This is a genomic window from Micromonospora sp. PRAS1 (assembly GCF_059553435.1).
Genome location: NZ_JCANNB010000012.1, coordinates 98,701 through 119,348, shown reverse-complemented (window position 1 = coordinate 119,348; position 20,648 = coordinate 98,701). Strand labels below are relative to the sequence as shown.

At 69.6% G+C, this 20,648-nt stretch carries 21 protein-coding genes; 8 read left to right on the top strand and 13 right to left on the bottom strand.

The window, feature by feature from the left end; translation table 11 throughout:
• Positions 1-91: 91 nt before the first annotated feature.
• From AC507J_RS13985 to AC507J_RS13970, 4 genes are all read right to left on the bottom strand, one after another.
• A complete protein-coding gene (locus tag AC507J_RS13985) occupies positions 92-1,288 on the bottom strand; it encodes an ABC transporter permease (protein ID WP_496289569.1) in 1,197 nt (398 codons plus the stop codon).
• Positions 1,285-2,022: an ABC transporter ATP-binding protein gene (locus AC507J_RS13980; protein WP_496289642.1), complete on the bottom strand. Its 738-nt coding sequence runs from the start codon at positions 2,020-2,022 to the stop codon at positions 1,285-1,287. Before AC507J_RS13980 ends, AC507J_RS13985 begins: the two co-directional genes overlap by 4 nt.
• Positions 2,023-2,093: 71 nt before the next feature.
• Positions 2,094-3,236: a peptidoglycan-binding protein gene (locus tag AC507J_RS13975; RefSeq protein WP_496289568.1), complete on the bottom strand. Its 1,143-nt coding sequence runs from the start codon at positions 3,234-3,236 to the stop codon at positions 2,094-2,096.
• A gap of 203 nt (positions 3,237-3,439) precedes the next feature.
• The gene (locus AC507J_RS13970) at positions 3,440-3,796 is read right to left on the bottom strand and encodes a TetR family transcriptional regulator C-terminal domain-containing protein (RefSeq protein ID WP_496289567.1); all 357 of its coding nucleotides are present in this window, start codon (positions 3,794-3,796) and stop codon (positions 3,440-3,442) included.
• Here AC507J_RS13970 and AC507J_RS13965 point away from each other — a divergent pair.
• On the top strand, positions 3,785-4,288 hold the full coding sequence (locus AC507J_RS13965; protein ID WP_496289566.1) for an SDR family NAD(P)-dependent oxidoreductase: 504 nt from the start codon (positions 3,785-3,787) through the stop codon (positions 4,286-4,288). The genes AC507J_RS13970 and AC507J_RS13965 overlap by 12 nt on opposite strands.
• A 162-nt stretch (positions 4,289-4,450) precedes the next feature.
• Here AC507J_RS13965 and AC507J_RS13960 read toward each other — a convergent pair whose 3' ends face one another.
• Positions 4,451-5,353, bottom strand: coding sequence for a LysR family transcriptional regulator (locus tag AC507J_RS13960; protein WP_496289565.1), 903 nt, complete (start codon positions 5,351-5,353; stop codon positions 4,451-4,453).
• A 74-nt stretch (positions 5,354-5,427) separates the two neighbouring features.
• Between AC507J_RS13960 and AC507J_RS13955 the strand changes: the two genes are divergently transcribed.
• Positions 5,428-6,297: an oxidoreductase gene (locus AC507J_RS13955; protein ID WP_496289564.1), complete on the top strand. Its 870-nt coding sequence runs from the start codon at positions 5,428-5,430 to the stop codon at positions 6,295-6,297.
• A gap of 76 nt (positions 6,298-6,373) precedes the next feature.
• Here AC507J_RS13955 and AC507J_RS13950 read toward each other — a convergent pair whose 3' ends face one another.
• Positions 6,374-6,745, bottom strand: a complete 372-nt coding sequence (locus AC507J_RS13950) for an ArsR/SmtB family transcription factor (protein WP_496289641.1) — start codon at positions 6,743-6,745, stop codon at positions 6,374-6,376.
• Positions 6,746-6,858: 113 nt separating this feature from the next.
• Positions 6,859-7,380, bottom strand: coding sequence for a MarR family winged helix-turn-helix transcriptional regulator (locus AC507J_RS13945; protein WP_496289563.1), 522 nt, complete (start codon positions 7,378-7,380; stop codon positions 6,859-6,861).
• A 111-nt stretch (positions 7,381-7,491) separates the two neighbouring features.
• On the opposite strand from AC507J_RS13945, the gene AC507J_RS13940 reads away from it, so the two are divergent.
• On the top strand, positions 7,492-8,478 hold the full coding sequence (locus AC507J_RS13940) for an aldo/keto reductase (RefSeq protein WP_496289562.1): 987 nt from the start codon (positions 7,492-7,494) through the stop codon (positions 8,476-8,478).
• Positions 8,479-8,562: 84 nt separating this feature from the next.
• Positions 8,563-8,931 carry a MerR family transcriptional regulator gene (locus AC507J_RS13935; RefSeq protein ID WP_496289640.1) on the top strand — a complete coding sequence of 123 codons (369 nt, stop codon included), beginning with the start codon at positions 8,563-8,565 and terminating at the stop codon, positions 8,929-8,931.
• Positions 8,932-9,012: 81 nt separating this feature from the next.
• Here AC507J_RS13935 and AC507J_RS13930 read toward each other — a convergent pair whose 3' ends face one another.
• The 6 genes from AC507J_RS13930 to AC507J_RS13905 all read right to left on the bottom strand — a co-directional run bounded on the left by AC507J_RS13930 (position 9,013) and on the right by AC507J_RS13905 (position 17,452).
• Positions 9,013-9,276, bottom strand: coding sequence for a CPBP family glutamic-type intramembrane protease (locus AC507J_RS13930; RefSeq protein ID WP_496289561.1), 264 nt, complete (start codon positions 9,274-9,276; stop codon positions 9,013-9,015).
• Positions 9,273-10,088: an alpha/beta fold hydrolase gene (locus AC507J_RS13925; RefSeq protein ID WP_496289560.1), complete on the bottom strand. Its 816-nt coding sequence runs from the start codon at positions 10,086-10,088 to the stop codon at positions 9,273-9,275. Before AC507J_RS13925 ends, AC507J_RS13930 begins: the two co-directional genes overlap by 4 nt.
• 54 nt (positions 10,089-10,142) lie before the next feature.
• Positions 10,143-10,985, bottom strand: a complete 843-nt coding sequence (locus tag AC507J_RS13920; RefSeq protein WP_496289559.1) for an alpha/beta hydrolase — start codon at positions 10,983-10,985, stop codon at positions 10,143-10,145.
• Between the two features lie 11 nt (positions 10,986-10,996).
• The gene (locus tag AC507J_RS13915) at positions 10,997-11,821 is read right to left on the bottom strand and encodes an alpha/beta fold hydrolase (protein WP_496289558.1); all 825 of its coding nucleotides are present in this window, start codon (positions 11,819-11,821) and stop codon (positions 10,997-10,999) included.
• A 90-nt stretch (positions 11,822-11,911) separates the two neighbouring features.
• Positions 11,912-14,641 (bottom strand): helix-turn-helix transcriptional regulator, encoded by a 2,730-nt coding sequence (locus tag AC507J_RS13910; RefSeq protein ID WP_496289557.1) that lies wholly within the window; start codon positions 14,639-14,641, stop codon positions 11,912-11,914.
• An 84-nt stretch (positions 14,642-14,725) separates the two neighbouring features.
• Positions 14,726-17,452 carry an ATP-binding protein gene (locus AC507J_RS13905; RefSeq protein WP_496289556.1) on the bottom strand — a complete coding sequence of 909 codons (2,727 nt, stop codon included), beginning with the start codon at positions 17,450-17,452 and terminating at the stop codon, positions 14,726-14,728.
• A gap of 165 nt (positions 17,453-17,617) precedes the next feature.
• Here AC507J_RS13905 and AC507J_RS13900 point away from each other — a divergent pair, with 165 nt between their 5' ends.
• Genes AC507J_RS13900 through AC507J_RS13885 form a run of 4 tightly spaced genes read left to right on the top strand, consistent with a single transcriptional unit; the run spans position 17,618 to position 20,638 of the window.
• Positions 17,618-18,598, top strand: coding sequence for an acyl-CoA dehydrogenase family protein (locus tag AC507J_RS13900; protein WP_496289555.1), 981 nt, complete (start codon positions 17,618-17,620; stop codon positions 18,596-18,598).
• Complete coding sequence (locus AC507J_RS13895; protein WP_496289554.1) at positions 18,592-19,335, top strand: PIG-L deacetylase family protein; 744 nt, start codon at positions 18,592-18,594, stop codon at positions 19,333-19,335. Before AC507J_RS13900 ends, AC507J_RS13895 begins: the two co-directional genes overlap by 7 nt.
• Positions 19,332-19,958: a class I SAM-dependent methyltransferase gene (locus AC507J_RS13890; protein WP_496289553.1), complete on the top strand. Its 627-nt coding sequence runs from the start codon at positions 19,332-19,334 to the stop codon at positions 19,956-19,958. The genes AC507J_RS13895 and AC507J_RS13890 overlap by 4 nt, the downstream gene beginning before the upstream one ends.
• Complete coding sequence (locus AC507J_RS13885; RefSeq protein ID WP_496289552.1) at positions 19,955-20,638, top strand: glycosyltransferase; 684 nt, start codon at positions 19,955-19,957, stop codon at positions 20,636-20,638. Before AC507J_RS13890 ends, AC507J_RS13885 begins: the two co-directional genes overlap by 4 nt.
• Positions 20,639-20,648 lie beyond the last annotated feature (10 nt).

Here is a 20,648-nt window from a genome sequence, read left to right as displayed (position 1 = left end):
ACCGTTCACTTTGTTCGCTGGACGATGCCCGCAGCCCGCCAGGGGCCGGGGCACGGCCGCCGCCGTGGGGGCAAGGACGGCGGCCGTACGTCTACCCGGTGCGGAGCGCCTCGGTGGGCGCCAGCCGTGCGGCCCGGATCGCCGGGAGCAGGCCGGCGACCGCACCGATCGCCACCGCCGCCCCCAGGCCTCCGCCCCAGGCCAGCATGGGCACCACGATCTGCCAGTTCCTGCTGGCTGCGTAGCCGGCGGTGGCGATGGTGCCGCCGAAGACGCCGAGCAGCCCGCCGAGTGTGGAGAGCAGCACCGCCTCGGAGAGAAACTGGTTGCGGATGTGGCCCTTGGTTGCGCCGAGCGCGCGGCGGAGCCCGATCTCCGAGCGCCGCTCCAACACCGAGATCACCATGGTGTTGGCCACCCCGATGCCGCCGACCAGCAGGGCGACCGCGCCGAGACCGAGGAACAGGCTGTTCAGCGCGGACTGCGCCGCGGCGCGGGCGACCAGCACTGCGGAGGGTTGGCTGACCGCGACCTGACTGGGATTCAGCGGGTTGGCGGTGGCGGCCAGCACCCCGTGCACCGCCTTCACCTGATCGGTGTCGGTGCGTACGTAGATGGTCGAGGGGTGACCGTCGTAGCCCAGGTACCTCTTCGCTGCCGGATATCCGACCAGCACCGAGGAGTCGATCTCCGGTGCCAGCACCGCGGGGTTGAGAATGCCGGCGATGTAGAACCATTGGTTGCCCACCCAGATCCGCGCCGACGGATGGACCCGCTCGATGCCCAGCCGCCGGGCCGCGGTCGCGCCGAGCACCGCGACCGCTTCCTGAGACGTCGCCTCGTTCAGGAACCGACCGCGTGCCACCGTGGTGCTCACCGCGGCCGGCAGGTCGAGGCTGGTGGCATTGACGTTCAGGCCGTTCGAGTTGACGCTGGGAATCAGTGGGCTGCGGTAGACGCTCGCCCCGGTGTCGCCGATCGACTGCACCTGGTTGACCGGCCCGATCCGGGCGATCATCGAGGGCGCCTCCGCCGGCAGCTTCGCCTCGGTGCCGGTCAGCGTGGTGCCGTTGCTGACCGTGAGCAGGTCGGTGCCGAGCCGGTCGATCTGCGCCAGCAGCCCGGCCTGCGACGACGCCGACAGGCCCAGGACCGCGACCATGGCGGCCACCCCGATGGCGATGCCGAGCGCCGAGAGCGCCGCCCGCATCCGCCGGCTGCGCAACCCGACGCTGGCGACCCGGGCGAGATCGGACAGCCGCAGCCGACCGCTGCCGGTCGCCCTCATGACTCCTCCTCGCGATGCTGTGCCCGGGCGCCGGTCACCTGCGAATCAATGTGCCCGGTGACGTCCTGTTCCACGTCCGCCACGATGTGCCCGTCGAGCACCTCGATCCGGCGTGGCAGCCGGGCGGCCAGGTCCCGGTCATGGGTGATCACGACGATCGTGGCACCGTCGTCGTGCAGTTCCCGCAGCAGCTGGAAGATCGCCGCAGCCGCGTTGCTGTCCAGGTTTCCGGTCGGCTCGTCGGCGAGCAGGATGTCCGGGTTGCCGATCAGCGCGCGGGCGATGGCGACGCGCTGCCGCTCGCCGCCGGAGAGCTGCGAGGGCCGATGGTCCAACCGGTGGGCCAGGCCAACGCGGGTAAGCGCCTTGGCCGCGGCAGCGTTGCGGTACGACCGGCGCACCCCGGAGTAGAGCAGGCCGTCGGCCACGTTCTCCAGCGCCGTGGCGTGCTCGGCGAGGAAGAACTGCTGGAACACGAAACCGATCCGGGTGGCCCGCAGCAACGCGAGGTCACGGTCGGACATGCGCGCGGCATCGCTGCCGACGACCCGTACGCTGCCCGCGCTCGGCCGGTCCAGGGTGCCCATCACGTGCAGCAGGGTCGACTTGCCGGAGCCCGACGGGCCGACGATGGCCACCAGCTCACCGCGGTAGATGGTGAAGTCGACGCTGTCCAGCGCGGTCACCGGCGTCGCGCCCGGGTAGGTCTTGCGGACTCCGGCCAGCTCCAGCACCGGAGTACGGGGAAACCCGTCTCCGTCCACGCCGGCGCCGATCCGGTCGCCCGTCTGCCAGGCCACGCTCGTCATGACGCCGGCACCACGATTGACTGACCGGCTTCGATGCCGTCGCCGATGATCTGGACCAGCCCCGCGCCGTCGTCGAAGAGCCCGAGCTCGACCGGCACCAGGGTGTGCGTGCCGTCGGTCTGCACCATCTCCACCGCGTACCCGCCGCCGGCCAGCGCGAGCAGCGAGTTGACCGGCACCGCGAACGCGTCGTCCACACTGCCGCTGTTGATCGCCACCTGGACCGGCGCCTGATCGAGCGAGTCGACGTCGCCGGGCCTGTTCAGCGAGATGTGGACGTCGATGGTGAGCGAGCCGGAGTCCGACTTCTTCGCGACGGCGCCGATGTGCCTCACCTTGCCGGGGGTGTTCTTCAGATTGGGCAGGGTCACGATCACGCTGTCACCGCGCTTGACGGTGGACGCCTGCGCCGCCTCCAGGGCGACCGTGACGTGCCGGTCCGTCGACGTGGCCTGCATGATGGTCCCGGCCGGCGCGGACGCGCCCCGCTTACCGCTGGTCTTGGTGATCCGGATCTTCTTGGCGCTGAGGAAGATCGCGTCGGCCGGGTCGAGCGTGCCGTCCCGGTCCATACCCAGCGCCTTCTGCATACGCAGCAGGCCGTAGTAGGTGGCGGCCCCGAAGTATTCGGAGTCCGGGTCCAGGTTCTCCTTGTCGGCATAGCCCAGCGCCACCAGTTCGGCGTTCAGCTGGCGGACGTCGGAGCCCTTCATGGCCCAGGACAGCGGCCGGTAGAGCGGCACCGTGGAGCCGTAGAGCAGCACCACCGGCTTGTCGGCGACCCGGTAGAGCGCCTTGCCGCGCGCCACTACCTGACCCTCGGACGGCATTTTGGTGACGGTGCCCTGAGCGGTGTTGACGATGTCGAAGGCCCCCGCATATCCCAGCGTGCCGTTCACCCGGGTCTGCGAGGTGAGTCGCTGCCTGGTGATCTGCACCGTGCTGCTGGGCGCGCCGCTGTCGATGGACGCCGGCTTGGCCGGCGCGCCGACGTCGAAGACCTGCGTAGCGCCCAGGAAGCCGGCCGTGCCGAGCAGGACGACGACGCCGGCTGCGGCGCCCCAGCGGGGTCTGCGTCGCCGTACGGGTGTCGCACGATCGGCTTCGTCCGCCGCGACCGGCCGGGTGACAGTGGTCATGTCAGTCATCTCCTCGGCCGTACGGATTGCCGTGATTTGGATTCATCGCTCCCACCTCGGCCAGGAATTGCCAGTTCGACACACGTTCTATCGAACTGACGGTTTCGGCGACGTATCGCGCCGACACCCCTTCCAGAAACCGAGGAAAAACCGCAGGAGGCGATTCCCCGCGCCCCGCCGACCGACCGGTCGTCGTCCGCCCGCTACCGTTCTTCTCGCCCCTGCGACAGCGCGGGCGGCCAGTTCTGCAGGACGGCGTCGACGATCAGCTCAAGGTCGGCGCGGTCGGCGCCGCCGGCAGCCTGCACCGCGACGCCGTTGCCGATCGTCATGACGTACCTTGCCAGCAGCGCCGGGTCGGTCTCCGCGGGCAGGTCACCCTCGTCGACGGCCCGCCGGAAGCGCCCACTCAACAGGGCGCTGGTCTCGTCGCGCCACGAGGCCAGCAGGTCGCGGATCACCCGCGTGTCCTCGCCGCCGATCAGGGAGGCCCGCAGGCTCAGGCACCCCGTCGGGTAGCCCGGCAGGGTGCTGCTGCGGACCGCGCCGTGGAGGAACACCGTGGCCACCCGGCGGGCGGTGGGCTCGGCCACCGCCTCGACACCGTACGACGCCGGGCCGGCGGCGTAGCGCGGGCGGTCTACCTGCTGACCGCCGCCCTGGCACCGAAGATGGCCGAGCGGGGCAGCGGCAGCGTGATCAACGTCAGCAGCGGGTCAGCCAGACTCGGAGACTTCTACAACGCGGTCTACGCCGCCACCAAGGGAGCGGTGGACTCCCTGACCCGCGCCTGGGCCGCCGAGTACGGCCCGTCCGGCGTACGCGTCAACGCCGTCGCACCCGGACCGGTCTACACAAGCGCGCCGGTCGAGTATCTGGACAGGTACATCCCCCTCATCCCGCTGCGCCGCGTTGCCCAACCGGAGGATGTCGCCGAGGTGATCGCCTTCCTCGCCAGTCCAGGCGGCTCGTACGTGAACGGGGCCGTTGTCCCCGTGGACGGTGGCCTCACCGCGGTCGAGCCCCCGAAGTCCCCCGTGTCGAACGGCTGAGAGTAGAGACGGACGCAGGACACCGGCGCCGGCTCGGGCAGACGCTCCGCACGTGAGTGCCGGCTCGAGCCGGCCGACCGGCTCACCGACCACGAGCTTCGATCCCGCCGGGCGGCCAGCGGAGCTGGCCGATGAGCGGACGTTGAGGTGGCAGCTCAATGCTCAGCCCTCGATGGTGAGGTCGGCCGTTCCCGTCAAGGTCGCGGTGACGTCGAGGAGGTTTCGCAGTACCGGTTCTTCCCGGTTGGGCATCCATGCGACGACGGTCTCGGCGTGTTCATCGGCCAGCGGCACGAACACGACCCCGGTGCGTCGGATGCTGCGGGCCGAGCGGGCGAGGCGGGTCACTCCGACGCCTGCGGCGACGAGGCCGAGCAGATTCGGTACGCCGGCGGCGCGTTGGACGACTCTTGGGGTGAATCCGGCGGCGGCGAAGTCCCGGTCGTACTTGGCGTGCCAGGGCAGCCACGACTCTCGCGGGGTGAGCACCCAGTTCTCGGCGGCAAGGTCGGCCAGGTGCAGTACGTCGCGGGTGGCGAGTCGGTGCCCGGCGGGTAGTACCGCGCAGACCGGTTCGACCGCCAGTGCTCGGGTCGCCAGGTCGGCGACCAGCGGCGGGCGGGTGAATGCGGCGTCGAAGCGCCCTGTACGCAGGCCGGCGACGAGTTCATCGATCGGGACGTTGTACGTCGTCAGTTCGAGGTCGGGGAACCGCTCACGCATGGCTCGCACGACCGGCGGCAGCATGTAGTTGGCGGTCGAGGTGAGAAATGCCAGGTTGAGGCGGCCCATCTCACCGCGGCCAGCGCGCTGCACGACTACGACGGCAGTGTCGAAGCGGGCGAGGACGACGCGTGCTTCCGGTAGGAACACCTGTCCGGCGGCGGTCAGCCGGGTGCCGCGGGTATCGCGGTCGAACAGGCGCACGCCGAGACCGCGTTCGAGGGCTCTGATCTGCTGTGACAGCGATTGTTGAGCCAGGTTCAGGTGTTCCGCAGCGCGGCTGAAGCTGAGGTGCTCCGCCACGGCGACGAAGTATCGCAGTTGCCGCAACTCGACGGTCACAGGCTCAGACTGTAACCGCTGAAGGAAGGCTGTGTTGGCGGTGTCTCGGGACGGTTGGGCAAGGTAGTTCCGAGATGTGGACGACGCAGGCGGGAGCGATCGTGACGATGACGGAGACGGGCCGGGTGTGGCTGATCACGGGCGCTTCGGCCGGATTCGGTCGGGAGCTGGTGTTGGCGGCCCTCGCCGCCGGAGACCGGGTGATGGCCACCGCGCGCCAACCGCACCGGCTGGCGGATCTCATCACCCTCGGACGAGGTCGGGCGCGGACGGCGCCGCTTGATGTCACCGACGATGCGCAGGTGGTTGCCGCGGTCGAACGGACGATCGCCGAGTTCGGCCGGCTCGACGTGCTGGTGAACAACGCCGGCCACGGCAGCGTCGGCGCCGTCGAGGAACTCGACCTTGCCGACCTGCGGGCCTTGATGGACGTGATGTTCTTCGGTGCTGTCGCGGTGACCAAAGCCGCCCTGCCGCACATGCGCGCCCAGCGCAGCGGAGCGATCATCCAGCTCAGCTCGATGGGCGGGCAGTTGAGCATGCCGGGCTTCGGAGCGTACTGCTCGGCGAAGTTCGCGCTTGAGGGCCTGTCGGAGGCGCTGGCGGCGGAGGTCGCACCGTTCGGCATCCGGGTATTGATCGTGGAACCAGGAGCGTTCCGGACCGAATTCGGCGGCCACCGGATGCACAGATCGCGGATTATTGAGGAATACGCCGTGTCAACGGCGTCCACCCGCGCCGCAGTCGACGCCATGGACGGCACTCAGCCAGGCGACCCGGCAAAGGCGGCACGGGCCATACTGAAGGTGCTCGACAGCGCTGAGCCACCGCTGCGGTTGGCGCTCGGCAACGACTCGGTCGACCACATCACCGCCCACCACGAACTGCTGCGGTCGGACCTGGCAAGGTGGGAAAAACTTAGCCGTTCGACAGACCTGGATTAGGTGCGGTCACGTCAGACCGATCTTCTGAGCCTGGCTGCAAGGAACGCGTGCCGAACTGCGGCACCGACGGCACAGGTCAGCGAGTCTTCTTTGTTGCCCGCTTGCGCGGTGGCGTCAACAGGTCAGCGATCGCGGCGATGGCGGACGGCACGAGCCGGTAGTACGCCCAGACGCCGCGCTTCTCGCGCTCCAGCAGGCCGGCCTCGGTGAGGATCCGAAGGTGGTGACTCACCGTCGGCTGAGAAAGCCCGAGGGGCGCGGTAAGGTCACTGACCGACGCTTCCCCCTCCGGGGCCGACTGGATCAGACTGAGCAGTCGCAGCCGGGCCGGATCGGCGAAAGCCTTCAGCACTCCCGCGAGCCGCTCGGCGTCGGCACGCTTGATCGGCTCGCCGGAAAGGGGCGAGATGACGGGCGTCGCAGTCTTCACAGTTCCCACGCCTTGCATCGTTGCACCAATAGCCACCGCGGAACGGTAAAACGAGGGCAGGATCACCATGGAACGCCGCAAACCGGAGCGCGACTTGCCGATCTGCTCGAACTCGGCCACCTCGCCAGCGGCTACGGCGCGGATGTCGCTGACGGCGCAGGGGCGCGGTTGACGGCGGCCGCGACCGCGGCGCCGATGCGCGTCAACGTTGCCAGTTCGTGGGGTTCGAGCTGGTCGATCAGGTACTCGCGGACCGCCGTGACATGTCCGGGCGCCGCGGCCACGACCACCTCGTAGCCGGCTTCGGTCAGGATCGCGTTTGTCGCTCTGCCCCGGCCGGGGATCCGGGCCCGCGCGAGCAGTCCGCTCTTCTCCAGCCGTCCGACGACGTGTGACAGGCGGGACAACGAGGCCGCCGTCCGTGCGGCGAGGCGGCTCATCTGCATCGTGCGGTCCGACTCCTCGGAGAGCACCGAGAGCACCATGTACTCGAAGAAGGTCAGCTGGGACTCACGTTGCATCCGCGCGTCCAGGGCGGCCGGCAGGCTGATCATGAGCGCGGAGTTGGCCAACCATGCCGCCCGCTCGTCGTCGCTCAACCACCGCGTTCCGGCAACGGGTCCGGTGGGCTTCCCCGCCTCCTTCTTGGTCATGAGCGTCAACGATACAAGCCATTTGTTGACGACTCAAGTTTGAGTGTGTAGAACTTGAAACGTCAAGTTTGTCGGGAGGGTCGGCAAAACCTACTGAGGAAGGACCACCGGATGCACACCACATCGCTGGGCAGGCTCGAGGTCTCGCGCATCGGCCTCGGTGCCATGGGGATGTCCGCGTTCTATACCGGCGCCGGCCGCGACGAGGCCGGGTCGATCCGTACCATTCGGCGCGCTCTGGACCTCGGCGTCACGCATCTGGACACCGCCGAGGTGTACGGGCCGTACGTCAACGAGGAGCTGGTGGGTCGCGCGATCAGAGGCCGCCGGGACGAGGTCGTCCTGGCCACCAAGTTCGGCCTCGTCTCCCATAGCGGCAGACCGGGACCGGACAGCACCCCGGCCACCATCCGCGCTGCCGTGGAAGGTTCGCTGCGGCGGCTCGGCACCGATCACATCGACCTGTACTACCAGCACCGGGTCGACCGCGAGACCCCCATCGAGGAGACGGCGGAAGCGCTACGCGACCTTGTCACCGCGGGCAAAGTGCGCCACATCGGGCTCTCCGAGGCATCGGTGACGACGATCCGACGGGCGCACGCGGTCCATCCGGTGGCTGCCGTCCAGACGGAGTACTCACTGTGGACCCGCGACCCCGAAGCCGACGTGTTGCCCGCGCTGCGGGAACTCGGTATCGGCCTGGTGCCCTACTCGCCGCTCGGGCATGGCTTCCTCACCGGCGACATCCGCTCGCTCGACGGCCTGGACGCCACCGACTGGCGGCGCACCAATCCCCGGTTCACCGGGGGCAACCTCACGTGCAACCTGCGCATAGTCGACGAGGTCCGCGACGTCGCCGACGAGGTGGGTGCCACGCCCGCGCAGATCGCCCTGGCCTGGCTCCTCGCGCAAGGCGAGGGCATCGCGCCCATCCCGGGCACCAGGCGCTTCGACCGGCTCGAGGAGAACTGCGCCGCCGACAGCATCCGACTGAGCGCCAGCCAGATCGCCCGGCTGAACAACCTGGCCCCAGCGTCCGGCGATCGCCATGCCGAGCCCGACATGGCCGCCATCGACGCTCGTCACGATGGTCCGTGAGCGCTGGTCGCCTGCCGACAGGCCGATAGACTGAACCTCACACGGACGTTAGGTTGAGCACGGGAGGCAGCGATGACCGCGACCATCAGGATCGGCGAACTCGCCGCCCGCACCGGGGTCAGCGTGCGATCCCTGCGCTACTACGAAGAGCAGGGGCTGCTGACCAGTCTGCGCAGCCCGAGCGGCCACCGCCGCTACCTGGAGGGTCAGGTCGAGCGGATCCTCTTCATCCAGCGACTGTTCTCCGCCGGCCTGAGCAGTCGGACGATCGTCGACCTGCTGCCCTGTGTCGAGTCGCCGAGTGCCGACACCTCCGAGGCGGCCCTGGAGCGGATGCGTCAGGAACGGGATCGGCTCGACCGGCACATCGAGGACCTGATCCGGACTCGGGCGGTCCTCGACGAACTGATCGCCGCCAACCGCGCGCACCGCAGGGAACTCACAAACGCATGAGCCGAGTCGTACGCGGTGCCCATGGTCGCCGCTCGCGCAGCCAGACCAGCACCACCATGGCGATGTTGACGGCGCCGAGGATCAGCAGGGACGCGTCACCGGAGTCGGTGGGCCGGTCGCCTCCCCGTCGGCCACCAGCGTGTTGACGGTCGTGAACAGGACGTTGTTGGCGACGTGGAAGGCAACCGGCGCCTCGATACCGCGGCTGATGATGGCCATCAGGCCGGTGCTGATGCCGACCGCCGTGTAGTAACCGGAGAGCCAGAGGTCGGTCGACCCGTGGACCACGGCGAAGCCCAGGCCGGAGACGACGAGCCCGACGACCAGGGCCGGGCGGACCGTCAATGCTTGGCGGCTCGCGCGATCAGTTCGGCGGTGGCCCGGGGTTGCGACATCATCACGACGTGCGAGGCTCGGACCTCCATGATGGACGCATTGGCCCGCTGGGCCATGAATCGCTGCCCAGCGACCGGAATGAGGTTGTCGTCGCGGGCGATCAGATACCACGACGGAACACGCCTCCAGGCCGGCACGCCGGATGGCTCGTCGAGCGTGTGAACGTCGCCCGGACGCTGCGTCGCCGCCATGACGTCAGTGGTGCTACGAGGCAGGTCACCGGCGAAGATGTCCCGGAACAGCGCCGCCTTGACATAGCCGTCGACGCTGGCCGTGCCATCCGGCAACGCGTACGGACGGAAATCCAACGCCTGTGGGCTGAGCTTTCCCGGGAAGCGCGTCTGCAACGACTGCACCGTCTCGTGCTGGTCCGGGGCGAAGGCAGCGACGTAGACGAGCGCCCGGACGCTCGGGTTGTCGGCACCGGCGTTGGTGATGACCATCCCGCCGTAGGAGTGCCCGACCAGGACGATCGGACCGCTGATGGTGGCGAGGATGCTCGCCAGGTACGCGGCGTCCGAGGCCAGTCCGCGCAATGGGTTGGCCGGGGCCAGCACGGGGTACCCGCTGCCAAGCAGGCGGCGGGTCACCTCGTTCCAGCCGGATGCGTCGGCGAACGCACCGTGCACGAGCACGACTGTCGGCTTCGCGGTGTTGCCGCCTCCGCCGGCAAACGCCGGTGATCCCGGCCCGAACGCGCCGGACGCGACGACTGCTGCGGATCCAGCGAGTACGGTGCGACGGGTGGCCTTCTGCGTCATCGTGTTGCCTTTCCTGTCGATGTGACTGTTGTTCAGCGCTCAAGGCGAAACAGATCAGGCTGACGAGGTGCGCCAAGGCTGGTCGGTGCGGGCGTGGTCGAGCGCCCAGTCCAGGGCGAGATCGGCGACCGCTTCCCAGCCGGGCGCGCCGCAGGTCCAGTGGTCGCGGCCGGCCAGTTCCTGGTAGTCGGTGACGGCGGGTGAACGGTGGTAGTGCCGGGCGTTGGACCTGTTCACCGACGGCGGCATGATGTGGTCCTTCTCCCCGGCGATGAACAGCAGCGGCGCCCGGTCGGCGTCGTAGTCGACCCAGGTGTCCTGATGGCCCGGCTTGAAGTTGGCGAACAGGCCGTACTCGAAGATCCAGTGCCCGGGGGCGGGAATCGCGTACCGCTCCCAGACCTGCTGGGACTCCTCCTCGGTCAGCGTGTTCGTGAAGGCGTAGTGAAACTCCTTCGGGGTGAAGCCAACCGCCCGCTTGCGGTTGGCGGGATTCTTCAGAGCCGGGAACAGGGACCGCGCCTGGGACAACGGCTGCACCCGTACGCCCTCGGTGGGTGCGGAGTCGATGACCACACCGGCCGCTCCGAGGCCACGCGCCAGCAGGAGCTGGGTCAGAATGCCACCGAACGAGTGGCCGATGATGATCGGCGGCGTGGCAACCGACTCGACGACGCTGGCGAGGTGGTCCACGGTCTCGGGGACCGTCAGGTTCGCGATGATCTCGGGGTTGGCGCGCAGTGCCTCGACCTCGATCTCGAAGCCGGGATAGGCGGGTGCCAGCACGGTGAATCCCTTGGCCTCGTAGTAGGCCACCCAGTCGGCCCAACTCCGGGGAGTGACCCAGAGGCCGTGGATGAGGACGATGGTGTCGGGTCGGCGGTTCGTTCCGGTCATGGTGGTACTCCTCAGCTGTCGATGAAGGTGATCAGGTCGTCGTGCAGGCGGGCGCGGTCGGTGTCCGGTAGGGCGTGTCCGCTGCCCTGGTAGACCTTGAGCTGCGCTCCATCGATCATCTGGGCCGAACGAGCGCCGCCGACCTCGAACGGAACGATCTGGTCGTCGTCGCCGTGAATGATCAGAGTCGGCACGTCGATCCTGGCGAGGTCCGGCCGGAAGTCGGTGGCCGAGAACGCCGCGATGCACTCGTACGCTGCTCGATGGCCGCAGGCCATGCTCTGCAACCAGAACGCGTCGCGAAAGCCCTGGTCGACGTCGCCGGTGCGGTTGTGGCCGAAGAACGGGCCGTCGGCGAGGTCCCGGTAGAGCTGCGAGCGGTTGTTGCGCTCGCCCTCCCGGATGGCGTCGAAGGTCTCGATCGGCAGACCCTCCGGATTGTCGTCGGTGCGCAGCATCAACGGGGGTACGGCACCGACCAGCACCACCTTCGCCACCCGCTCGGTGCCGTGCCGGCCGATGTAGTGCACGATTTCGCCGCCACCGGTGGAGTGCCCGACGAGGGTGACCTCGGTGAGACCGAGCTTCTCGATGAGGCACGCAAGGTCGTCGGCGTAGGTGTCCATCTCGTTGCCGTGCCAGGTCTGGCTGGACCGGCCGTGGCCACGGCGATCGTGGGCGATGGCCCGGTGGCCCCGCTCGGCCAGGAAGAGCGCGGTGGCCTCCCAGGCGTCCGAGTTGAGCGGCCAACCGTGGCTGAGCACGACCGGCGTGCCGTCGGTCCCCCAGTCCCGGTAGAAGATCTGCGCGCCATCGTCGATGGTCACATGTGGCATGGAGCCCTCCTCGTGTCTGGTATGAGCCGCTGTCAGCCTGCTACTCCGGATGGCGCTGGCGGACCACGTGCGACACGTAGTCGGTCCGGCTCAGCCGTTCCCCAACCGGTCCGCGAGCTGCCGCCGAGAGGAGATGCCGAACTTCTGGAAGACCTTGCGGAGGTGGTAATCCACCGTGTTGACGCTCAGGAACGTGGCCGCACCGATCTCGGCGTTGGTATGACCGCCGGCAGCGAGTTCGGCGACGGTGAACTCCTGAGATGTGAGCCCAGCGGGGTGTCGGGGCGTCGCCTCGATCCAGATGGTGTCGCCGAGGGCCCGCAACTCGCGTGTTGCGCGGCCCAGGAACACGTCGGCGCCTGCCTGCCTGAAGATCTCCGCTGCCCGCCGCAGGTGCGGACGGGCGTCGGCGCGCCGTTTCATCCGACGCAACCACTCACCGTAAGCGAGGTGCACCCGGCCCTCGTCGACCATGGCGCGGGAGTTGTCAAGGGCGGCAACGGCGGTACGGAAGTGCTGTTCCACCTCATCGCCGGAGGTTACGGCCTCGACCACCGCGCGAGACCTCGCGGCCACGCCCCGGATCCACGGTGTCTGACAGGCAGCGGCACGTTCCTCGATTTTGGCCAGGGTGATCCGAGCGTCGGTGAGGTGACCGCTACGGGCGGCGGCCTCTGTGAAGTCCGCCCATGCCATCGCGGTGACGTGCGGGACGGGGTCGTCGAGGAGCGGCTTCAGCCTTTCATAGGCGTCGGTGTCCCGCCCCTCGGCGATGTCGACCGTGGCGAGCACCGACATGGCGGCGTCGTGCACCCCGCCGAATCCCATCTGCTCCGTCTTCTCACCCAGGACCCGGATCTGGTCGCGTGTCGTTGAAGACCAGGCCAGCACGGCCGCATCGGCCACGTGCTCCGCCTCGCGGCCGGTCGCGCGGCGCAACTCGCGTGCCTGCTCCAGATACTGTGCTGCTCGCCGTGGCGTGCCACCGATCGCCTCGGCCAGCGACAACACCCACAGTGCGTTGTGCAGCGTGTGGTGAGCACCGGCAGCGCGGGCCGCATCAGCCCATTTCGTCGCCAGCCGATGCCGGGCCTCGACATCCCACACCACCGCGGCCAGGGCCACACCACTCTGACCGAACGTGAGAGTCTCGACGGTATCCATCCGTTCGAAGGTGCTCAAGGCGGCTCGGATCGGTGCCACCGCAGCAACATAGGGCTCGAGGATCAGCGTGCTGAGAGCCCGCAGGATCGTCGCGGCGTTTCCCTCTCTGGCCCGGGCGCCGACGGCGAGCCGGCGGCCGAGTTCGGTCCATTCCAGGCCGGTGGTCAACCGCGCCGAGGAAAGGGAACACTCCCACGCCCTGATCAGGGCGGCCTGTTCCCGGACGGCGTCCTTGCCGTGAAAGAACACCGCGGCGGCAAGCATGTCCGCAGCCGCATGCGTCAGGGCCGGCGCGCCAACGATCAGCGAGTAGTCGGCGCCGACGGCGACGAGCCGTCCTCGGGACACCGGGTCGAGCAGTTCCTCGTCGATCTCGTCGATCAGATCCTTGGCCAGTTGGCTGGTACCCGCTTTGAGGGCGGCCTCGGCGGCGCGTACCACCCGGGCGTGCCTGCGCCCGCCGGGCGGGGTCAGGGCGGATGCCTCGACCAGCACCCGGGCCTGCGAGGCGACCTCGCCGCGCTCGGCTGCCAGGTCGGCGACCAGTTCGAGCCGCTGCGCGACATCCTCGTCCACGCCGAGCGTCGCCTTGGCTGCGTGCCAGGCGGCCCGCTCCACGAGAGCGAGCTTTTCGGCCGCGTCGGCCAGGGCGCGATGCGCCCGACGACGTTCCACGCCATGGGCCGCATGGTAGGCCGCGGATCGCACGAGCGGCTGCCGGAACCGCATCGAACGGCCCAGCTCGACCAGGCCCGCCGTCTCGGCGGTTGCCCCGAGGTCATCCGGTAGGCCCAGTTCTCGGGCGGCCACGGTGATCAGATCCAGGTTCCCAGTGGACTCGGCAGCAGCAACCAGCAACCACAGCCGTACGTCGGCCCCGAGCACCTGCACCTGTTCCAGGATGTGCTCGTTGAGGTGACGCCCGATGGGAAGCGGCACATCGTCGAGACTGGACTCGGTGAGCTGCCGGGCGGTCAGCTCACCGGCCAGGTCGACGAGAGCGATCGGATTGCCGCCGGTGGCGGCCACCACCTTGACGGCGGCCACCGGATCGATGGGCGCGGGCAACGACCGGGTGAGCAGCCGGATGGCCGCCTCCTGCGGCAGGCCGGTCAGCTGTACCGTCGCGATACCCGCCGTGCGGTTCAGCAATGGTTCCCTGTCGCGTCCGGCGAGCAGCAGGGTCACCGGCCCCGCCTCCAGGCGACGGCCGACGAAGGCGAGGACGTCAAGGGACTCCGCGTCGAGCAGGTGCGCGTCGTCGACCATGCACACCACCGGGGTGACCCGACCCGCCGCACCAAGCAGGCCCAGCATCCCGAGGCCGACGAGGAACCGGTCCGGTGCCGGACCGGCGATCTCGCCCACACCGATCAACAGGGCCTGCCGGAGCCTGCGGGGTACTGCGGTCAGGTGTGCCCGCAGCGGGCGGATGAGCCGCTGCACGGCGGCGTACGGCATCCTGGCCTCGGCCCCGAAGCCGTCCACCGCAAGCAGTTGCCTGCCGGGAAGGTCACCCGTGGCGGCCTTGAGCAGGGTGGTCTTGCCGATCCCCGGCCCACCGAGAAGCAGCATCGAGCCGCCCTGGCTGTCCTGCCCGTCACCGAGGATCTTCCCGAGTTCACGCAGCTCCGCATCGCGACCGAGGATGTTCACGAGACTCCCCCACCGAAGGACTTCCGATGGGCACGACCATATGGAGATCAATGGGAAGGTCGGCATACGTAGGGTGACGTAATCTCAGCTCGCCGGGTCGGTACCGGGACGATCCTGGGGAACCACGTCGCGAAGCTGCATCCGAGAGGTCACGCCCAACTTCGGAAAGGCGTTGTACAGGTGCGTGGAGACCGTGCGGGCCGACAGGAAGAGCGATGCGCCGATTTCGCGATTGGTCATGCCGGTCGCGGCCAGCCGGACCACCTCGCGTTCCTGACCGGTGAGGCCGGCCCAGGCCGATGATGCGGGTTCCGCCGTCGCCACACCCGCCGCCCGCAACTCGGTGACTGTCAGCCCCCGCCACGGCCGAACGCCGAGCCGTTCGAAACCGGCAAGTGCCAGGTGGAGCTGCGCTCGCGCGTCCGTCAACCGCTGCCGACGGCGCAGCCAGGAACCGTACTCCAGGTGGGCGCGCGCAAGCTCGAAGGGCCACTGCACCGCGAGCGGATGGGTTATCGCCTCGCGATGGAACGGCTCGGCGTTCTCGGCCGCGAGCAGTGCTCGTGCCCGCGCGAGCTGAAGGCGGTGCCGGGGCCCGGCGGCGGCCAGGCGTCTTTCGGCCACCGCGACGACCGGCCTCAGCGCCTCAACCATCCCCGCCTGAACCCCCATGCGGATGTAGTGGGCCAGTTCGCGATAGGAGATGTGCTGATGTGCCGGCTCGCCATCCGGGTCGAAAAGCGGTCGAAGAGCATTCCAGGCACCCTGCGGATCGTGCTCGGCGAAAGCGAGGTGTGACTGGGTCACCTGGATGTTCGCCTCCAACGCGGCGAACTCACCGATCTCGAGAGTCCGCAGGGTCTGCTCGCACATCTGACGCGCTTCGTCGGTGTCTCCCCGCAGGGCCGCGACCCGGGCCCGCACCTCGAGCCCGTGTTCGCCGGCGTACGCGTGCCGGCCGGTAGCGGCGATGTCGACGAGCAGCCGCCCGGTCTGGTCCGCGGCGTCATAGTCGCCGACATCGACTTGCACCTGGGCCAGCGCGATCAGGGTGTTTGTCGTCTTCGCCGGTGAGTCCTCCCGCTGCATGTCGACCGAACGGCCCAGCCGCACCAGAGCGACACGGGGTTCGTCAAGGATCCAGGCAGCAGCACCGAGAACCATTTCGTGCGTGGCTCGCAGACTCGGCGGATAGTCCGGCACCGGTGCCGTTCGCACCGTCTCCAGGAGGTCCGGTGGCCGGACGAGCGGATTGATCTGGGCGCGAATCCAGGCCCGATTGGCGATCGCGATCTCGGGATAGGAGCCCGGGGTACGGGACCGGGTCTGGTCGTACCGGTCCAGCCACTCCTGGACCAGCTGGGTGCCGGACCCACGCCGGTACGCGAGCACCGCCAGCGTCGTCAGCGACGACCAGCCCCAGTGCGGATCATGGTCCACCGCCTGTTCCAACGCGTCGATCACAGCCCGGGTCGCATCGCGCTGCCGGAGCGTCTGAGACATCGCGTACGCCACCACCTGCGTGGCCGCCACTCGGATGGCCGGATCGGCGGTCTGGCCGCGCAACGGCCCGCCGACCTCGATGACCCAGTCGAAGTAGCCGCCGCCGGCGGCGAGCCAGACGGTGTCCAGGGTGCGCCTGTCCCGGTCGACGCGAGCGGGGCTGAGCTCGGCCGCCTTCTTCAGGGTGCTCATCGCCTCGGCGTTCGCGCCACGGCCGTGCAACCGGCCCGCCTCCTGCTCCAGCGCTGCGGCGACATCCTCGTCCGGAACGATCGTCGCCTCGGCCAGGTGCCAGATCCGGCGGCCCGGGTCGTCATCGTGAGCCGCCGCCAGCCGCTGGTGCGCGTGGATCCGTTCCTCGGTGGTGCCGGAACCGTAGGCCGCGGCCCGGGCCAGAGGATGCTGGAAGTGAACCTTCCCCTTGGTGATCGAGATCAAGCTGGCCAGCTCTGCGGGCACCAGCCGGCGCAGCAGATCGGCAGGATCGACGATCCGGCCCAACCTGCCGAGGTCGCCGTCCCCGGCAGCGGCCAGCAGCAGCAACTGCCGGGTATCGGCGGGCAGCACGGCCATCCGTTGGGCGAAAGCGCGCTCGACGCTGGAGGGCAGGGCGCTCAGCGGTGCACCCGTCCCAACCGCACGGCCGAGTTCGAGCAGGGCGAGCGGATTGCCCGCAGCCATGTCCAGCACCTTCGAAAGGGCGACGCCGTCCAGTGCCACGGCTGTGACGCGTAGCAACCGCCGCGCGTCTGTCTCCCCCAGGGGCGACAGTGGCACCACCGGAATGTCGGCCAACTGCTGCGGAATCTGTCCATCGCGGCACGCGGCCAGGAAGGACACACCACTTCCCCGCAGCCGACGAGCGATGAACCCGAGGACCGACAAGGAACTGACATCGCACCACTGAACGTCGTCGACAACGATCAGTACCGAAGTGTTCTCTGCCGTCGTCTCCAGCCAGGAGAGCACCTCGAGCCGCAGGCGCAATGGGTTCGGCGGTGGATCCTCGTCGCCCACGGGTGCGATCCGCCGCAGCAGGTCCATCGAATCCGGCCTGAGGCGGAGGAGATCAGCGAGCACCCCGAAGGGCAACTGCTGCTCGTTCAGGGCACCCGTGGCGGACAGGACCACGCTGCCCTGGTCGGCGGCGGACTGCGCCATCGCAGTCAGCACCGCTGTCTTACCCGCCCCGGACATACCCAGGACCAGCGCGACCGCATCGTCACCACACAGCAGGCCCGACAGATCCTTCAGTTCACGTTCGCGGCCGACCAAGGTCTCCGGGGTTCCACCGGTCGTACGGGGCACATCTCCGATCCTAGGCCGCATCCCCAGAAACGACGGGGTGGTCCAGCAGGCGCAGAACCTGGTACGGCTGGGCCACGTGCAGGTCCGCGCGACGTTTCGCGCACCCGGGGAGTTGGGCATGTTCGAGCCGCGACCGCTCGGGCCGCTCTCGGAAATGGAGAAACAATGACCGTCGGCTGTGCAGAAAAGCCGGTCGGGCAAGAGGACCTGCTCGACGCGTTCCGTGCGAGCGTGGCCGACGGAAGCCTCGACCTGCCGTTACCGGGAGGCGGACGCACCGGCGAACGGTTCCGGCGATTGATGGCGCTCGGCCGTAGCGACCTGGTGTTGGCCCGGCTGGGTGAGGGGCATGCCGACGCTCTCGCGATCCTCGCCGAGTTGGGGGCGGAGATCGACCCGGCGTGGCACCGCGAGCCGTGGGGCGTGTGGGCCGCCGCGCCGGCCACGGTCACCGCATCGAAGCAGGACAGCCACTGGCGGCTCAGTGGTGAACGTCCGTGGTGTTCCGGGGCGGGCCTGTTGTCGAAGGCGCTGGTGACCGCCGTCGCGGCCGACGGGATCCGACTGTTCGCGGTCGACCTCAATCAGCCCGGGAGCACGCCGCTCGCCGGCACCTGGCCAGCGATCGGGATGGCAGCCAGCGACAGTCGGACCGTCCGCTTCGACGGCGTCCTCGCCAGCCCGGTCGGCGATCCGGGCCAATACACCGCTCGGCCCGGCTTCTGGCACGGTGGCCTCGGCGTGGCGGCCTGCTGGTTCGGCGGAGCGGTCGCCATCGCCGACACCCTGCACCGCGCGGCGCGTCGTCGTCGCCTCGACCCGCACGCCCTGGCGCACCTCGGGGCGGTCGACGCGGCGCTGACGAGCACCCGCGCCTTCCTGTTCGACGCCGCCGACGAGATCGACGCGAACCCCACCGGCGACGCCGAACGGTTGGCGCGTCAGGTGCGCGCCACCGTCGAGGCGACCGCCGTAGCCGTCATCGACCGGGTCGGCCGGGCCCTGGGCGCGGGCCCGCTGTGCCAGGATGCCCGCCACGCCAGACGGGTCGCCGACCTGACGGTGTACCTGCGGCAGAGCCATGCGGAGGCGGACCTGGCTGAGCTGGGCGAACTGGTCGTCGCGGCAGAGGAGCCGGGATGGTGAGGCCGATCGTCGCCGCGGGCACCGAGGAGCGGCGGTGGCGGGCATGGCCAGCACCAGCCGGCTGGCCGGCGCTGGCGCTCGATGGCCGACCGCAAGCCGGGCCGCCGCTGATCGTCGCACCCCATCCGGACGACGAGGTCCTCGGCGTCGGCGGTCTGCTCGCCATGCTCGCCGAGCGCGGTGGCGCCGAGGTCTGCGTCGTCACCGACGGCGAGGCGTCCCATCCCGACTCGACGGTGTTCAGCCCGGCGGAGTTGGCCGCGATCCGGCGGGCCGAGACAACAGCCGCGTGCAAGCTGCTCGGTGTCGACGCGGCAGCCGTCGACCACCTCGGGCATCCCGACGGCGGCATCGACGAGGCGGCGCTCACCGACACACTGACCGCGCGACTGACACCGGGCAGGTGGTGCGTCACCACCTGGCGCGGCGACGGCCACCCGGACCACGAGGCGGTCGGGCGCGCGGCTGCGGCCGCCTGCCGGCGTACCGGCGCGAGGTTGCTGGAGTTCCCGATCTGGACGTGGCACTGGGCGGAACCGGACGATCCCGACGTGCCCTGGCAGCGGGCGCGCCGCGTGGACCTGACGGAGGCCGCCCGGAGGGCCAAGGCGGCGGCGATCGACGCCTTCCGCAGCCAGATCCTGCCGCTCGGACCGGAGCCGGCGGACGCCGCCATCCTGCCACCGCACGTTCTCGCCCGCTTCGCACGCCCCTACGAGACGGTGCTGGTGTCATGACCTCGCGTGCCACCCCGGCCAGCTATTTCGAGGAGATGTACGCCGCGACCGAGGATCCGTGGAGCTTCGAGAGCCGCTGGTACGAGAAGCGCAAGCACGACCTCACCGTCGCCTGCCTGCCGCGCCGGCGCTACCGGTCGGCCTTCGAGCCCGGCTGCTCGACCGGCTCGTTGACTCGCCGGCTCGCCGAGCGGTGTGACCGGGTGCTGGCCGTCGACCTCGCCACCGTGCCCGTGCGCAGCGCCCGGCGACGACTCGCCGACCAACCACACGTACGGGTGGAGCAGATGCGCATCCCCGAGCAGTGGCCCGCCGAGGCGACATCCCGCTTCGATCTGATCGTGCTCTCCGAACTCGGCTACTACTTCGACAACGCCGGATTCGACGTGCTGACGACCCGCGTGGTGGAGTCGCTCGAGCCGGGCGGCACGCTCGTCGCGGTGCACTGGCGACCACCGGTGCCCGAGCACGTACGCAGCGGCGACGACGTACACCGACGGTTGGGTGAGGTGGCGGCTCTGGTGCGGACGTCCCGCCACGAGGAGCAGGACTTTCTGCTCGACGTCTTTCTTCGGGTGCCGCCAGCGGCCAGGTCCGTCGCGCAGGTCGAAGGGCTGTGGTGAAGCGCATCGCGGTCGTGGTGCCCGCCCACGACGAACAGGCACTGCTGCCGGAGTGCCTGACCGCGGTGCTCGACACGCTCAGTCGCCTGCCGGTGCGCTCGGAGTTGATCGTCGTGGCCGATGGCTGCCGCGACGAGACGGCCACTGTCGCGAGGCGCCTGGGTGCCGCCGTCGTGACCGTGCAGGCCCGCAACGTAGGCCGAGCCCGGGCCGCCGGCATGGCGTACGCCCTGCGTGACGGTTCGTCCGGTCTGTGGCTCGCCACCACCGACGCGGACAGTCGCGTACCCCGAAACTGGGGTGACTGGCAGCTACGTCATGCCCTCGGCGGCGCCGACATTCTGGTCGGCACCGTCCTGGTCGACGACTGGACGCCGAGGCCGCGACAGGTCCGTGAGCGCTTCGAAATGCGATATCGACGTGGCTTGACCGGCGGAGGGCACCGGCACGTCCACGGGGCCAACCTCGGCTGCGCCGCCACCGCCTACGAGCGGCTCGGCGGATTCTCCGACCTGCCGCACGGGGAGGACCACGACCTCGTCGATCGGGGCCGACGCAACGCCATGCGGGTCGTCGCCGACGCCGGTTGCCCGGTGCTCACCAGCGCCCGGCGACGCAACCGCGCCCCGCACGGCTTCGCCCGCTACCTCGATGCCCTTGACGACCCGGCTCCGGTTTAGCAGACCGGTC